The organism is methanotrophic endosymbiont of Bathymodiolus puteoserpentis (Logatchev) (assembly GCF_900128525.1).
In the GTDB taxonomy this organism is placed as follows: domain Bacteria; phylum Pseudomonadota; class Gammaproteobacteria; order Methylococcales; family Methylomonadaceae; genus Methyloprofundus.
Map to the genome: position 1 here is coordinate 1 of NZ_FQTQ01000083.1, position 15978 is coordinate 15978.

The window sequence follows — 15978 nt, forward strand, 5'->3', positions numbered from 1 at the left end:
TTATTTCACAGTGGGTGGCTCTTTGCATATTATGGGGATTGGCTCTATGGTATGCAAGAAAACCAAATGATTATCTTTTAATATTAAAAGATAAAGCATTCTTAGCTTATTTTCTATTTATTCTCTGGGCATTTTTCCATAGTTTATTTTGGTCAACGGCAGAAGCTATCAGTCTCTTCAGTGTTTTTACTTTTTTGGGAGGCTTGTTAACGTATTTTATTGGCTATGCAAGTAGCCACCGCTCGGCACGTCTTTTTTACGTTCTTTTGTTAGGTTTTGGCTTATTGCTTTGCTTTTATACTTATTATCAAGCGTTTATTTTACAAATAAGTCGGCCTACTGGCATGCTGGGCAATTGGAATACGCATGCGGCATTGTTAGCTATTATTCTTTTACCTACCATTATACTGAAAGCCTTGACCAAAAAAGTGCCGACTTTAGTGTTAAGCATGCAGACTATTTTGCTTGGCTTATTTGCTTTCGCGATCAGCTTGACTTTAAGTCGTGGTGTTTTAATTATTTTTGCTTGTGCTATTTTATTTTCAGTGATACTGGCTTGGCGAAAACAGCTTTTTTTTAAACAGGGTGTTATATTTTTATCGGCTCTAGTGCTTGCTTATATATTACAAAGTTTTTTGACTGCAGATTCGGTTATATCCCGTATCAATATAAATTCTGCGAGTCGTGGCCTTTTTATTATTTTCGCCTGCGCTATTTTACTTTCAGTCATCATCGCTTGGCGAAAAAAACCTTATTTTAAACAGGGTGCGATAGTTCTCATTATTTTAGTGGCAGGCTATATATTACAAATCTTTTTGGCTTCGGAATCCGTCATACCCGGCTTAAATGTAAACACTGAATTAACACCATCGTCAATCACTGCTCTCGGCTCAGGGCGGCATTTGTTATGGCAGCCTGCTTGGCAAATGTTTTTGGATCGCCCTTTTTTGGGTTGGGGGTTGGGGGTATTTTATTTAATTTATCCTCAGTATAAAGCCCCTTTGACTAATGAATCTGGCTTTTTTGCGCATAATGATTATTTGCAAGTACTTGTTGAGCTAGGGCCTATTGGTTTAATTCTGCTGACTATTTTTGTTTTTATCATTACTAAGCGGTTATGGCAGTTAGTTTTTTCGCCGGGTGTTTTTTCAGAGTATAAAATTGAAGCGTTTGCTTTGTTAGTGACTTGTGTTGGTCTTTTAGCGCATACGTTTTTTACGTTTCATTTATATCAATTAACAATCCAAATCATTTTTGGGTTTTATTTAGGCCGTGCGGCTAAAATTTTACATACTGAATACGCTATACCAACGGTGTCTATTTCACCTGTGATAGCAGAGAGATTTAAAAGTATTTATATAGGTGGCTGTGTTTTAGTTGTTTTGAGTTCAGGGGTGCTGGGACTTGCTTATTATAATTTGAACAAAGCGACGGAGGTAAGTGACTTAGGGCAGAGCTTAAAGTTTTATCGTAAAGCGGGCGAGTTTTTCCCCAGCTTAAACCGTTATGAATTTTTTAGTGCTGTTGACTTGGTTAAGCAATTAAACGAGACAAAGTCACTTAAAAAACGTAATGAAATAAAGAAGCTGGCATTGCAACGAATTGATATGGCCATTGAAAAAATGGCAGTTGATGCGAAAAATTACGCTTTAAAAGCAGAGGTTCTTCGCATCACTCAGGGAGATTTTAGGGAAACATCGGCGGCCTACGAACAGGCACTAAAATTAAACCCTGGCATGCTGAGATTACGTTACGATTACGCTAAATATTTACTTGCTTATAGGCAATACCCTAAGGCATTAGCTATTCTTTGGGCGGGGTGGGATAGGTTGAATATCGGCGCTTATCAAAATGGGATAGCGTTTTTATCTTTTCATTTAGCGGTCAATCAGAAAATAGGCAAGCCACAAGATAATGCTTTGATCGCACAAGAAATTCAGCGTTTACTTGCTCTTAAGCGTTCTAGCTCTCAAGGTTTGTATGTTTTACAGCAGTCATCACCTTAATACAGCAGCTTTTATTTTTCTGGTGCAAACGTGAGGTATTGCCTTTTCTAATGATTATGGCTTGTTAAGACGCGCTGTCATCATGAGTAAAAAAAGCATGAATTGCCTCTGTCACATAATGAGCGGACTCAATGCTTAAAGAATAAAATAAAGGCAATCTTAAAAGTTGCTCGCTGGTTCTTAGGGTCTCTTTATCAGAGCCTATAAAACGACCGTGTTTATAACCCATCGGTGTATCGTGTAAAGGTAAATAATGGAAAACGGTGTGTATTTTTTTAGCTTTTAAAAAATCAATTAGCTGTTTTCTCAGGCGAGTCGATGGGGTTTTTATATAAAATAAATGACCATTATGTTCACAGTTCTCAGGAATATATGGTAGTTCTATAGCCTGAAGTCCCTCAAGCTCTTGGTAATAATGATTCCAAATGGCGCAGCGTTGCGTATTAATTATTTCCGCTTTTTCTAAATTAGCCAATAAAAAAGCCGCTTGCAAATCACTCATCAAATAGCTAGAGCCGATATCTTGCCAAGTATATTTATCAACTTCACCCCGGAAAAATTTACTCCGATCCGTGCCTTTCTCACGAATAATTTCGGCACGTTCACTAAATTTTGTGTTGTTAATGACAATTGCTCCGCCTTCACCGCAGCTGTAATTTTTTGTTTCATGAAAGCTAAAGCACCCTATGTCTCCTATTGTACCTAGAGCCTGACCTTTGTAGGTGGCGTATAGGCCATGTGCGGCATCTTCAATAACTAATAAGTTGTATTTTGTAGCGAGCTCAAGAATGGTATCCATTGCACAGCTGATACCTGCATAATGGACAGGAACAATTGCTACTGTTTTAGCGTTAATGGCTTGTTCAATGAGTTGCTCATTGATATTTTGCGTATCGGGGCGTATATCGACAAAAATGCAAGTTGCCCCGCGTGCTACAAAGGCATTCGCAGTAGAGACAAAGGTATAGCTGGGCATAATAACTTCATCGCCAGGTTTGATATTTGCGAGGATTGCGGCCATTTCTAAGGCGGCTGTGCCTGAGCTAGTGAGTAAAACTTTTTTAGCTTGTAGTTGTTGTTCTAGTAGGGCTTGGCAACGTAGGCTGAATTGACCGTCTCCAGAGATCATCTCGGAATGTAAAGCCTGTTGTATGTAATTGATTTCGTTGCCTGTCAGAGCAAATTGATTAAAGGGAATGGTATGCATAAATCCATTTAGCTGGGTAAGGGACTAGAAGGTGAATTATAACCTAATTTTTGAAAGTTCAACTCCCTTAATAAGGGTATTGTAGCTTAGAAAGCCTACAGAAATACTTGACCATTACAACGACAGTTTATAGAGCGATAAGATAAAAGTGATAAAATAAACCACGATGAACAAAGAAAGGGGTGTGGTGATGAGTAAAACTCGTGTTGATGACATGCTTATTGAAATGATAAGCCCTAAAATAAAAGAGATAGAAGAGAAGTTTAGCGCAGGCAAAGGGCTAAACCAAGAAGATATAAATACACTGCTATTAAAGTCGCAATACAATCATATTAACCATTTAGATGATAAATTAAACGAAGTAACAGCGGATGTCGCCAGCTTGAAAGGTGAGTTTGCCGGATTGAAGGGCGAGTTTGCCGAATTGAAGGGAGAGTTCTCCGAATTGAGAGGGGAATTTTCAAGCTTGAAAATTGAGTTTTCTTTACTTAATGCAAAGATAGAGCACACCATACAAAAAGCACTTAATAAAAACATGATGTTATTGATCACCGTGATGGGATTCTTTGTGATTCTTTCTAAACTAATAGACAAAATTAATTTTTAACCCGCAGGTTGGAATAAGGCGCGAGTGCCTGCAATGCTATAATGCCTAGTAAAATAGCGCCAGAATTCTCACAAGAATGAATAAAAATCGAGGAAGTCTTGGTGCATAGTTGTATGGTTTCAGGCTTGGCAAAAGTTTTCTTTTAAAGATTAATGGTTAATATGAGTAAAAATAAATACAAATTTACACTGGATACGACGCAAATGAATGATTCACATATGGGGCTAGTGGTTCGAATTAAGTCTCAGCAACGAATTTTGGAGTTAGGTTGTGCTAGTGGCTATATATCTAAATTTTTAAAAGAAGAACTGGCTTGTCATGTGGTAGGGGTGGATATTGATAGTCATGCAGCGCAACAAGCTGCAGCATTTTGTGAGCAGGTTATTGTTGCTGACTTGGATAGCGATGCTTGGTTAGCTGAAATTGAAGGACAGAAGTTTGATGTGATTTTGTGTGCAGATGTCTTAGAGCACATAAAAGATCCTGTCGCGTTACTTGCCAGTTTAAAGCCTTTTTTACATGCTGATAGCCGTCTTTTAGCTTCTATACCTAATATTGCCCATGCATCTATACGTTTAGAATTACTGCAAGGACATTTTGATTATGAGTCCTTGGGTTTGCTTGATGACACGCATTTGCATTTTTATACTTGTGATGGACTCGTGTCGATGTTAATGCAAGCGGGCTATGTTTGTTGTGATATTCAGTATAGTATTCAAGACTTAGCAGATGAAGCGATTGATCAGCATTTGGCTAATGCTGGTTTAGTGGCTTCTGAGCTAGCCTATGAATTATTGCATGCGCCTAATGCTGTGGCTTATCAATTTATTGTTGAGGCTCGTCCTGCACAGGCTGCATTACTACAGCACTTACCTAAAGCTTTAACACCTAAGCCCTTAGTAAGTTCTGGTGTATTTTATGGTGAGAAGCAAGAAAAAATTGTACGTTTAGAGAGGTTGTTGGCCGAAGAGCAGGAGCATAATAAGCACCACCAAGTGCATACTATGCAACTTAAGGAAAAGATATCTCTTATGGAGCAGCAGTTGGATGCTGAACGTACACATAATAAAAACCATCAAGCGAATGTGCGCCGGTTTGAGGAAAGGATTTCTCTTATGGAGCAGCAGTTGGATGCTGAACGTACACATAATAAAAATCATCAAGCGAATGTGCGCCGGTCTGAGGAAAGGATTTCTCTTATGGAGCAGCAGTTGGATGCTGAACGTACACATAATAAAAACCATCAAGAGAATGTACGCCGGTTTGAGGAAAAGATCTCTCTTATGGAGCAGCAGTTAGAGGCTGAACGTGCACATAATAAAAATCATCAAGCACATGCTTTACGCCTTGAAGAGAAGTTTTTTATTATTGAGCAACAGTTAGATGCAGAGTTATTTTATTTAACTGAAGAGGTACAAAGTAGAGGGCAATCGCTTACACATGAGCAGGAGAAAAATGCTCAGTTACAGGCTCATATCGCTCACTTAGAAGGGGTTGTTGCGCAGCATCAAGGGAGTATTCTGCATTTAGAACAAGTTTTACAGCGTGTGCATAGTAAGGCAAGTTATCGAATGGTGCGCTTTATCAAAGATAGCCCTAAGAAAATCAATCATTTATTTAAGCCCGTAGTGCGCATTGAAAAAGAGTCGGAGGAAACTATTTTAGCTGCGCCTGTGAATCACCATGATTACAATACTTGGCTACTTGAATATGAGGGGGTGATGACACAAAATAATCAAGCATTGGTGCAGGAGGAAATAGGACGCTGGGAAACAAGGCCAAAAATTGCAGTGCTGATGCCTGTTTATAATCCTGATAGAGCCTGCTTAGAAAATGCGATTGAGTCAGTGTTACAGCAGGTTTATGATAATTTTGAGCTGTGTATTGCTGATGATGCTTCAACTAAAAGTTACGTGCGTGAGGTGCTTGAGCACTATCAACAGCAAGACCCGCGCATTAAAGTTATTTTTCGTGAGCAAAATGGACATATTTCTGCGGCTTCCAATAGTGCATTGTCATTAGTGGAAGCTGATTATGTTGCATTAATGGATCATGATGATTTATTAACCGTTGATGCTTTGTATTGGGTTGCAAAAGCCATTCAACAAAATCCAGATGTACAACTGATTTATTCTGACGAAGATAAGATGGATTTACAGGGTGTGCGCTATGCGCCGTATTTTAAGCCCGACTGGAACCCTGAGTTACTGTTATCGCATAATTTTATTTGTCATTTAGGCATTTATAAAACGGTACAAGTTAAAGCTTTGGGTGGTTTTAATTCTGACTTTGATGGTGCGCAGGATTATGATTTAGCACTCCGCTATGCCGCCGAATTAAAGCCCGAACAAATTGTACATATCCCGCGAATTCTTTATCACTGGCGGGCTGTCCCTGGGAGTACCGCGAAGGGTGTGCATGAAAAACCGTATGCCGAAGCCTTAATTACTAAAGCTGTTAAGGCGGCCTTAGAGCGTAAGCAACGAGCTGCCGAGGTGTTGGAGCATGATCGCTTGCCAGGCGCCTTACGAGTGCGTTATCTGTTACCTGAAACATTGCCACTTGTTAGTATTGTCATGCCGACGCGTAATGGTTTTAGTTTATTACGCCGTTGCGTGGAAAGTATTTTTGCTAAAACACAGTATACGAACTATGAACTACTTATTATTGATAATGGCAGTGATGATTTTGTTACTTTGCGTTATTTGCAAGGTTTACAGAAAGATCCACGAGTTACTGTGATTCGAGATGATAGCCCGTTTAATTATTCGGCCTTAAATAATAAGGCGGTCGCGCAGGCTAAAGGTGACATCGTTGCGCTATTAAATAATGATTTAGAGGTAATTAATGATGACTGGCTTGATGAAATGGTGAGTCACGCCTTGCACCCAGAAGTCGGGGCTGTGGGTGCTAAGCTATATTATCCTGATGATACGATCCAGCATGCAGGTGTGATTGTCGGCTTGGGTGGCGTGGCTGGGCATTCGCATAAACATTTTCTGCGTGATAACCCGGGTTATTGTGGGCGCTTACTTTTGGCGCAAAATTTGTCTGCCGTAACGGCAGCCTGTTTAGTGCTTAGAAAAGAAGTGTTTAATGCGGTCGGTGGCTTAGACGAAAAGAATTTGTCAGTAGCTTTTAATGATGTGGATTTTTGCTTACGTATACAAGAGCAAGGTTTTTATAATGTTTGGACGCCGTATGCAGAGTTGTACCATTATGAATCGGCCACGCGTGGTTATGAAGATACGCCAGAGAAGAAGGCGCGCTTTAGCGAGGAGGTTGAGTATATGAAAAAACGCTGGGGAGAGGGGTTATTAGTCGATCCTGCCTATAACCCGAATTTAACATTAGATCGTGAAGATTTTTCTTTTGCTTGGCCGCCGCGCGTATGAGCCTATTTATTTTTGCTCATTACTGTTTCAGCTGTTTGATAGCCTGCAATTCGGCATCTTTTGTTTTCAGCTTTGATTTCTGCTTTTAATGCTTTATCCCTACGAGGGTGTTTATCAATCAGCGGTATATGGCCTAGTTCTCGGCTAAGTTGGTGAATTTGAGGGGCATCATAAGCAGAATCCATTAAATCATAGAGATTAGTCACGCGTTCATGACTGATCTTTACCAAGGGAATAGCAACCTGGCTGTCGTGTACTGATGCGGAGGTTAATACACAACTAATAGGAATGCCACCATCTGCAGAATCAATATGTAATTTATAGCCTATCCAACTGGTTTTATAGCCTTTGCTATTTTTCTTGGTGCCGACATCACAGGCGCTAGACAAGTCGTCAAGCCTGTCCGACAAACCCATGCCTGCCGCTTGTTTTTCAAGTCGTGTGGGCTCTTTGATGCGTTCTTCACCTTTTTTAGGTCGCCCTCGTTTTTTAGCGACTTTTTTTACGTTCTCTTTTTTAAGGGGTTTTTCACGTGCCTCTATGGCGGTGGAATCGCGTGAATTATGACCGACAATTTCAGCTTTATAAGACTTTTTTATAAGGCTTTCGTGTACACGTTCGGGCAATTGTGAATCAGAAAATTCAGCAAAGGCTCGCGAAAAAGTCCACTCCCCAGAAATATCACTTTTTCGTTCCCAGCCGCAGATGCGCCTGAGTGAAATATCTGTTTTTAATCGATCAAGTAAAATGCGGGGGGTCGGCATGTTATAAACCATTTTCGCAACAAACGCCCTCGCTATAGCCGCTCTGTCTTCGATGGGTCTTCCTGGGTAACCCTTACTGGAAAGAATAAACTCTTCTATCCGTATCATTTCCAATGTTGTCACTAATCCTTGCTGTTTAGCGGTTAATTCCCCTAATTCTTCTGATAGCCATGGAAACAATGATGTTTGAAATTAAGCCAAGTTTGTGCTAATGTATCGTTTAACTTACTCATTTATTGGTACTTTTAGATTGTTTTTAGGCTTCCTATTTTACCATTTATGAGTAAGTTCTTTTTTTTAGCTCATCTTGCTAAGAATATTCTTCGGTTTTATTGGTTTTGCAAGAGGCTCTTATGTTCAGAAAAATCAGTTTTCTTATTTTACAGTTTATTGTTGTTGCTATTCCGGCATCATTAATATTTTATTATGCTTTGAATGCAGGGTCTCTTCCTGATAATGATTATTGGGACTCAATTAGTCACATTCTTTCTCCTCAAGGTGAGTTTTCAGGAAATATTAGTGACTGGGTGATACGGAATAATGAGCATTATATATTATTAACGAAATTGGTTTATGCGGCTAATATTGTTATTACTGGAGGTAGTAATGTCGGTTTAAGTCTCTTTACTTGGTTTATGGCGGTATTGCAGGTATTGATACTCTATCAATTGATTCCTGTCAAAAGTAGACAGTACCCTGTTTTATTTGTTGCTTTATTATTGGCGGTTTCTATTTTTCTCTTTAGCCCAAGACATGCTCATAATTGGATTTTAGGGATGAGTGGTACCGCTTGGATTTCTGCTAATTGTTTTTCTTTAGGTGCTATTCTTACCCTGCAGTATTATGCAAATACAGTGAAGCTAAGCTATTATTTGGCAACATTTGTTTTAAGTTTATGTGCATTGGCAACTTATAGCACTAGTTTAGCATTATTCCCCACGCTGGTTATTGCAGTAGTACTATTAAAACTACAGCGCCGAGATCAAGCCTTAATGGTAGCTCTCAGTATTACGGTTGTTAGTTTGTATTTATTAAATTATAGCAAACCTACGCACCACCCAGATAATTGTTGATAAGAAGAAATTTTTTGGCTCTTTTGACCAAATGAGGCGGCGTAATGGTCGTGTTATAGAAGTTAAAGGCTGGGCCTATAGTGATGGTGCTCAACCAATATGTCTCGTTGTGACTAATCAGGATAGTATTGTCAGAGGTATTGCGATTTACGGTATTAACCGACCGGATGTAGCCAAGGTCATACCTCGAGTCTTATCTGATGAGATTGGTTGGCAAGGATATGGAAAGGTGCATAACCATGATAAAATCATTAAAGTTTTTATGCTGACTTCAACGGGGCTCTGGGTTCAATTAAACGGACGCTACCAAATTGACGGTCGGCCTCCCTATTATCACAAAATATAAATCTTGCTCATGAAGCCAATAGATAGTCGCTCTTTATTCATAAGCTTTGTCATTCCTGTTAAAGATGAAGCTGAAACTCTAGCAACCTTATATCAAGGTATTAACGACACTATCATCAAAATGGATAGTAACCGTCATTTTGAAGTAATTTTTATTGATGATGGTAGTGCAGATAATTCTTGGGAAGAAATGGCACATTTGGAAGAACAATATCCAACGACTGTCAAGGCGATAAAATTACGTCGTAATTTTGGTAAATCCTTTGCATTATCAAGTGGTTTTCAAGAGTGTCAAGGTGATATTGTTTTTACCATGGATGCAGACTTACAAGATGACCCAACTGAGATTCCTAAGTTTTTAGATAAAATGTCTGAGGGCTATGATGTGGTTTCGGGGTGGAAAAGTAATCGCCAAGATCCTTTGTCAAAAACCTTACCCTCTAAATTATTTAATAAAATGACCGCTAAATTAACGGGAATTTCATTGCATGATTTTAATTGTGGTTTTAAAGCTTATAAAAGAGAAGTATTAGACAGTATTAAAATTTATGGTGAATTGCATCGTTATATTCTGGTGTCTTTAGATAAGATTTTCCCTGGAGGGGATAGCGTTTTAATTGCTATCTTATTTAGAATAGTCACGGTTGTTGGTGATATATTATTTTTTACTGTGTCAGGTAAAGAAGTAAAATAATAATTGCACGATAAACTATAGCCTACTTTCCAATACAAAATGAACTAAAAATTTTACCCAGCAGGTCATCTGACGTGAACTCACCTGTGATTTCTGACAGATGGTTTTGTGCTTGCCTTAGGTCTTCAGCGACCAATTCGCCTGCTCGATTATTTTGTAATTGTTCCAGGGCATTTTGTACGAATTGCTTTCCTTTGCTTAGGACTTCTATATGACGGCGGCGAGCGATAAAGACATTATCCGTTGTGCTATCAAAACCAACACTTTGCTTTAAGTGCTGTTTTAACAAATCCATACCGATGTCTTGTTTTACCGAGAGGTAAATTTGTGTACCATTTTCATTTTTGGTGATTTTTGGCTGAATTTTCAGTAAATCAATTTTATTATAAATTTTGGTGATGTTGATATTGCTCGGTAAAGTTTTTGAGATAGTCTCTGGTTCGGGGTCGTTTACATCAATTAATAGTAAGATCTTATCAGCCTTTAATATTTCTGCATGCGCACGACGCACACCTTCTTGTTCGATGCTATTATCACTTTCACGTAAGCCGGCGGTATCAATAATATGCAGGGGCATGCCATCTATTTGTATGCGCTCTTTCAGCACGTCACGCGTTGTACCAGCAATATCGGTAACTATTGCAGCATCATGTCCTGCGAGTGCATTGAGCAGACTAGATTTACCAGCATTAGGCTTGCCAGCGAGTACCACAGTCATGCCATCACGTAGTAGGCGGCCTTGTTGAGCGGTGGCTAGAATGGCTTGAATTGACTGCAATAAGCGAATTATACGATTTTCAACGATGCCATCACTTAAGAAATCAATTTCTTCATCAACAAAATCAATTGCGGCTTCAACATAAATACGGAGTTCAATCAGTTCTTCTACAAAAAAATTAATTTGCTCTGAAAATATGCCTTGCATAGACCTTTGTGCTGAGCGAGCGGATTGTTCTGTACTGCTGGCAATTAAGTCGGCAATAGCTTCTGCTTGTGCTAAATCTAATTTACCATTTAAAAAAGCACGCTCTGAAAATTCTCCGGGATTGGCTAGGCGTGCACCTAAAGATAAAATGCGTCTAAGCAACATATCGAGAACAACAGAGCCGCCATGACCTTGAATTTCTACTGTATCCTCTCCCGTAAATGAGGCGGGGTTAGGGAAAAATAAGGCCAAGCCAGAATCAATAATAGTGCCATCAGGTTCATAAAACGAAGCATAGTGAGCATGGCGTGGCTGGAGCGTTTTATTGATTAATTGCTGAGCAATAGAGAGGGCGTTATTGCCTGAGATTCTAATAATTCCAATACCGCCATTTCCAGGTGGGGTGGCGATGGCTGCAATTGTATCTTGATGCGTGATGTTCATAATAGCCTCAATAAAAAAGCCGAATCAGCAAGTGCATGATTCGGCTTAGGGCGTAGATTTAATTTAAAGTAGGGCGGACTTCAGTCCGTGTTTTTGCAATGGCGGACTGAAGTCCACCCTACTACAAATAGTGAGTTATGCCCCGTGTAAGCATTTAGTGTTAGTCAGTACCAACAATCTTTTTAGTGATATACCATTGCTGGATAATTGATAAAGTGTTGTTTGTTACCCAATATAAAACTAAACCTGATGGGAAGAACATGAAGAACACCGTAAAAACGATTGGGAACATACGCATGATTTTTGCCTGCAATGGATCAACCGGAGCAGGGTTTAACCTTTGCTGTATGTACATACTAATACCCATTAATACAGGTAAGACAAAGTATGGGTCTTTAGATGATAAATCTTGTACCCATAATAGGAAAGGCGCTTGTCTTAGCTCTACCGTTTCAATCAATACCCAGTAGAGAGAAATGAAGACTGGAATTTGTACGATAACAGGTAAACAGCCACCCATAGGGTTGACTTTTTCCTTACGGTACAAGTTCATCATTTCTTCGTTAAACTTTTGCCTATCATCACCGTAGCTTTCTTTTAATTGTGCTAAGCGAGGCTGTAATTTACGCATTTTTGCCATTGACTTATAGCTAGCCGCTGACAAAGGGAAAAAGAGTAATTTAATACAGAAAGTTACGCCCATAATTGAGAAACCCCAATTTTTTACAAAGTCATGAATAAAATTCAATAAGCTGTAAATAGGTTTACCAATAATCGTTAACCAGCTGTAATCCACAGTTAGTTCCAAGCCGGGTGCTATAGCTTCCATCATAGGCTGAATTTTAGGGCCAACAAATAATTGGCTCGTAAAAACAGTATTGCTATTTGCCGCAACTGTCGTTGGGTTTGGGTATGAACCAATAACATAGCGTGAATTGCTTAGTTCTTTAGTAAAGAAGTGCTGCTCATTACCAATGGGTGGGATCCAAGCTGCAGCAAAATAGTGTTGGATGATACCTGACCAGCCACCGGTTGAGGTTACTTTAAGGTCAGTTTCAGCCATATCATCAAATTCGATTTTCTGAAATTTTTCTTCTTCTGTGTAAATAACAGCACCAGAAAAAGTGCGAATAAAAGTATTACCCTTACCATCGCTATGAGGTACTCGAAGCAATTGTGTATAGGGTCTGCCTATCCAGTCTTGTGCTGATTGATTATCTACTTTTTGCGCCAATTGAATAACATAACTACCACGTGTAAATGTGTAAGTTTTGCTATAGCTTAAGCCGTTTTGATCTGTCCATGTTAAGGGCACAGTCAATGATTGTTCACCTGCTTTAAGCTCGTAGTCATATTGCTCAGCGTGTAATTTTATACTGTGATTGGGTAATTTGACATAGCCAGAGCTGCTAATAAGCCCACTTTGGCCTAAAAATAGTTTTTCTGGGCTGCTATCAAATAAGCGTACAGGCGTATCTTCACCTTTTTCAACAGGGTAATCTAAAAGGTCAAGATTACGTAACGTGCCTCCTTTAGTATCGATCTCTAGGCGATAAACATCGGTAGTCACAGTAATAATGCTATTGGCTGCGCTTTCTAGGAAAGGTAGTTCAGAGTCCTCGGTATTTGACCTTGGGACAGGAACAAGGTTGCCATTGCTATCAATAGTGGTTTGTTGGGCTGTAGTTTCAGGTTTTGGGCCATAGTCCACTTGCCATGCTTCCCATAACATTAATGAAATCATCGATAAAATTACGATGAGTACAAATCTTATATTCTCCATTTTTACTTACCAACTTTTTTGGGTACAGGATCATCAATATCACCGTTATGAAAAGGGTGACACCGTAGTAATCGTTTTATTGTGAGATAGGAGCCGATGAGTGCGCCATGCATTGATATTGCTTGCATAGCATAGCTCGAGCAAGTGGGGTGAAAGCGACAATTATTTCCCAGCAGAGGACTTATAAAATATTTATAAAATCTTAGTAGGGCTAAGAGAAGGGTGCGCATCGCTTTGTTACCTTGAGCCAATGCTTAGCTAAAGAATCTTGTAGTGTTTTTGAATCAGCTGTCGCCGCATTCCTGCGTGCGGTTACAACGAGATCAAGGTGAGGTATCTGATGTTGTTGTAATCTAAAGCTTTCCCGGGTAGATCGTTTGATTTTATTTCTATCGACAGCACGTTTAATATGTTTTTTTGCAATAGCAAGCCCTAAACGAGGGTGCTTTAGCTCATTAACAATAGCGAGCACTGTAAAATAATTATCAGTTGATCTTTCCGGGTTTGCAAAAACACGTTTAAATTCAGCGGGTTCTCGTAACCGTACGGACGATGGAAAACTAAATGCTTTCTGATTCAACGGTTAAAGAGCAAGTGTGTGACGACCTTTTGCTCTACGTGCATTGATAACTCTACGACCGCCTACTGTTGCCATTCTGGCACGAAAACCATGAGTACGGGCACGTTTGATTTTACTTGGTTGGAAAGTTCTTTTCATCTTAATGATTCCTAAACGTTAAAAGTTGAATATAAAAGTTCTGGAATCATAGGCAATTTATTGTCTTTTGTCAATAACTTAAATGAGTATCATCAAGTGCTTAGGTGAATGGCAATGACATACTTTTTAATGATAATGGGAATAGGGGGGTGTCTTTCATTTTTCAAGTTGCACTTTAAGTGGGAGCAGCTTTAGCCTCGATAGCTAAAATCAGGTCTTAAGTCTGTGCTTTTGTGCTCAGTATATAGAGTGGTGTTCTTTAAGGTATAAGAATTCAGGGTATATAAAATGTTATGGAGTTCACAAAAATATACGTTCATTTACTGGGCACTGTCCAAAAATAGACGCTAAAAATAACTAAGGTAACTTTATGTGAAAGTTACAACTTAATGAAAAATAACTATTTATTTTTATTTTAGATGGTTGGCACGCTAACTGCGTTATAAGTGATACATGAACAGCGAATTACCCGTCAGTAACGAACAAATAACTAGTTTTGTAGGTTTGTTGAAAAATAACTTGCCAGAGCATCGAGATAATCGTGGTAAGCGCCACACGCTGGTGTGGGTGATCGTTGGTTTTGTTTTAGCAACTTTGGTAGGTCGCCAAAAGCTTTCTAGTATTCACCGTTATATTTGCAATCGAGCCAATTGGCTATACGAAATAACTCAAACCCAAAAAATTAAACCGATTTCTCGCGCGCACCTGCCTCGTTTTCTTGATGGCTTGGATTGGTCTGCATTAAACGAACTTATTGAGCGCTGTTTTGGTATTAAAATTGATTACACTCAATCTAAAAAATGGATAGCAATCGATGGTAAAGCATTGCGCGGCACACTGGATGCTGGCGACAAACAAAATATAGTCCTAGCGATTGATCACCATACGCGAGAAATCGTGGCGCAAGCCCGACAATCTGGCGATAAGTCCAGTGAGATTCCAGTCGTACGTGAACTCTTAAAAGATAGCGGATTAGAAAAGCAAAAAGTGTCTCTGGATGCCCATCACTTTAATCCAATAACAACCGCTCAAATTCATCAAGCTAATGGTATTTATTTAACTCAGGTTAAAGAGAATCAAGCGATATTCCTGAAACAATGTAAGTCATTACCTATACAATCTACGCCCCTTGCTGAAACGATAAGTCATGAAAAGGCGCATGGGCGAGTGACCACGCGAAGAGCCCAATTATTTTCTTTGGATTCACTCTCCTTAGATTCTCGTTGGGAAAGTAGTGGTTTGTCAGTACTTATTGTTATGGAGCGAGAAACAGTTGAGATTGCCAAGCAAAAAACGACCTTTGATACTTCTTATTATGTGAGCAATTCAGCGATTGAATCTAGCTCGCTACAAGCACTGACTGAAGAATTGGCTGGTGCTATCCGTTTCCACTGGGGTGTGGAATCCAACAATTGGATTCGTGATGTCACTTTTAATGAAGATCACATCAAAACAAAAGCAGGCAACCAAGCGCAGATTATGGCTTTGCTGCGTGGCCTCGCAATTGAGTTGATTAGAAAGACATCGCCCAAAAACTTTCAGGCAGTTATAGAGAATTTATCCGATTCAGTTGATAACCTAGAATCAATGCTCAGGCAAGTAAAGTTTTTATGAGAAAGCCGTGGGGCTAACGCAGATCTCTCACCAGATTGTATAGTCACTTCCGATGGGTTGGGCTGTTTTTCTGGGGTAATCGATGCGGGCTGCCAGCATCAGGCTATCATCGCGGGTGGCCGAAAGCCCAAGGATTTGCCAGAGTTTAACTGGATTAACACGGTTTTAGGTAACCTTAAAACGAGCCTAGGGGGAGCCTACCATGCGTTCGATTTCGCTAAATATGGCACTCGCTGTCTCGGTGCGTTTGTTTATCGGTTTAACCGGCGCTTCCATCTTGAGACGCTTCCGCTGCATCTACTGGTCGCTGCAGCCACCACCAAGCCTCGCCCTGCGGGTTGGCTTCGACAAGCTGAAGAATCTTTCTAATCAGGTAAGATTTTATATAGCGTTAGGCATATAA

At 39.6% G+C, this 15978-nt stretch carries 14 protein-coding genes and 1 pseudogene; 8 read left to right on the plus strand and 7 right to left on the minus strand.

The window, feature by feature from the left end; genetic code table 11:
• Window positions 1–2006 (plus strand): O-antigen ligase family protein (locus tag BQ7314_RS06990; RefSeq protein WP_217423832.1); only part of this gene is annotated, 2006 nt, incomplete at its 5' end.
• 64 nt (window positions 2007–2070) lie between these two features.
• Here the strand turns inward: BQ7314_RS06990 and rffA are convergent.
• Complete coding sequence (gene rffA / locus BQ7314_RS06995) at window positions 2071–3213, minus strand: dTDP-4-amino-4,6-dideoxygalactose transaminase (protein ID WP_174482987.1); 1143 nt, start codon at window positions 3211–3213, stop codon at window positions 2071–2073.
• Between the two features lie 166 nt (window positions 3214–3379).
• Here rffA and BQ7314_RS07000 point away from each other — a divergent pair, with 166 nt between their 5' ends.
• Complete coding sequence (locus tag BQ7314_RS07000) at window positions 3380–3820, plus strand: hypothetical protein (protein ID WP_217423833.1); 441 nt, start codon at window positions 3380–3382, stop codon at window positions 3818–3820.
• A 161-nt stretch (window positions 3821–3981) separates the two neighbouring features.
• Window positions 3982–7215, plus strand: a complete 3234-nt coding sequence (locus BQ7314_RS07005) for a glycosyltransferase (protein ID WP_174482989.1) — start codon at window positions 3982–3984, stop codon at window positions 7213–7215.
• Window positions 7216–7217: 2 nt separating this feature from the next.
• Here the strand turns inward: BQ7314_RS07005 and BQ7314_RS07010 are convergent, their stop codons facing one another.
• Window positions 7218–8159 carry a transposase gene (locus tag BQ7314_RS07010; protein WP_174482990.1) on the minus strand — a complete coding sequence of 314 codons (942 nt, stop codon included), beginning with the start codon at window positions 8157–8159 and terminating at the stop codon, window positions 7218–7220.
• Between the two features lie 173 nt (window positions 8160–8332).
• On the opposite strand from BQ7314_RS07010, the gene BQ7314_RS07015 reads away from it, so the two are divergent.
• Genes BQ7314_RS07015 through BQ7314_RS07025 form a run of 3 tightly spaced genes read left to right on the plus strand, consistent with a single transcriptional unit; the run spans window position 8333 to window position 10091 of the window.
• Entirely contained in the window at window positions 8333–9052 is a 720-nt protein-coding gene (locus BQ7314_RS07015; protein WP_174482991.1) for a hypothetical protein, read from the plus strand.
• 31 nt (window positions 9053–9083) lie between these two features.
• On the plus strand, window positions 9084–9398 hold the full coding sequence (locus tag BQ7314_RS07020) for a hypothetical protein (protein ID WP_174482992.1): 315 nt from the start codon (window positions 9084–9086) through the stop codon (window positions 9396–9398).
• Between the two features lie 9 nt (window positions 9399–9407).
• The gene (locus BQ7314_RS07025) at window positions 9408–10091 is read left to right on the plus strand and encodes a glycosyltransferase family 2 protein (protein WP_174482993.1); all 684 of its coding nucleotides are present in this window, start codon (window positions 9408–9410) and stop codon (window positions 10089–10091) included.
• A 22-nt stretch (window positions 10092–10113) separates the two neighbouring features.
• Here BQ7314_RS07025 and mnmE read toward each other — a convergent pair whose 3' ends face one another.
• The 5 genes from mnmE to rpmH form a co-directional block, all read right to left on the minus strand.
• A complete protein-coding gene (gene mnmE, locus BQ7314_RS07030) occupies window positions 10114–11460 on the minus strand; it encodes a tRNA uridine-5-carboxymethylaminomethyl(34) synthesis GTPase MnmE (protein ID WP_174482994.1) in 1347 nt (448 codons plus the stop codon).
• Window positions 11461–11620: 160 nt separating this feature from the next.
• Window positions 11621–13243 (minus strand): membrane protein insertase YidC, encoded by a 1623-nt coding sequence (gene yidC / locus BQ7314_RS07035; protein WP_174482995.1) that lies wholly within the window; start codon window positions 13241–13243, stop codon window positions 11621–11623.
• A gap of 2 nt (window positions 13244–13245) precedes the next feature.
• Complete coding sequence (yidD, locus tag BQ7314_RS07040; protein WP_174482996.1) at window positions 13246–13473, minus strand: membrane protein insertion efficiency factor YidD; 228 nt, start codon at window positions 13471–13473, stop codon at window positions 13246–13248.
• Window positions 13455–13823, minus strand: a complete 369-nt coding sequence (gene rnpA, locus BQ7314_RS07045; RefSeq protein WP_174482997.1) for a ribonuclease P protein component — start codon at window positions 13821–13823, stop codon at window positions 13455–13457. The genes yidD and rnpA overlap by 19 nt, the downstream gene beginning before the upstream one ends.
• A gap of 3 nt (window positions 13824–13826) precedes the next feature.
• Complete coding sequence (rpmH, locus tag BQ7314_RS07050; protein ID WP_174482998.1) at window positions 13827–13961, minus strand: 50S ribosomal protein L34; 135 nt, start codon at window positions 13959–13961, stop codon at window positions 13827–13829.
• 453 nt (window positions 13962–14414) lie between these two features.
• On the opposite strand from rpmH, the gene BQ7314_RS07055 reads away from it, so the two are divergent.
• Window positions 14415–15575 (plus strand): ISAs1 family transposase, encoded by a 1161-nt coding sequence (locus BQ7314_RS07055; RefSeq protein ID WP_174482999.1) that lies wholly within the window; start codon window positions 14415–14417, stop codon window positions 15573–15575.
• Window positions 15576–15587: 12 nt separating this feature from the next.
• Window positions 15588–15944: pseudogene (locus BQ7314_RS07060) on the plus strand (transposase); the annotation flags it as partial.
• Window positions 15945–15978 lie beyond the last annotated feature (34 nt).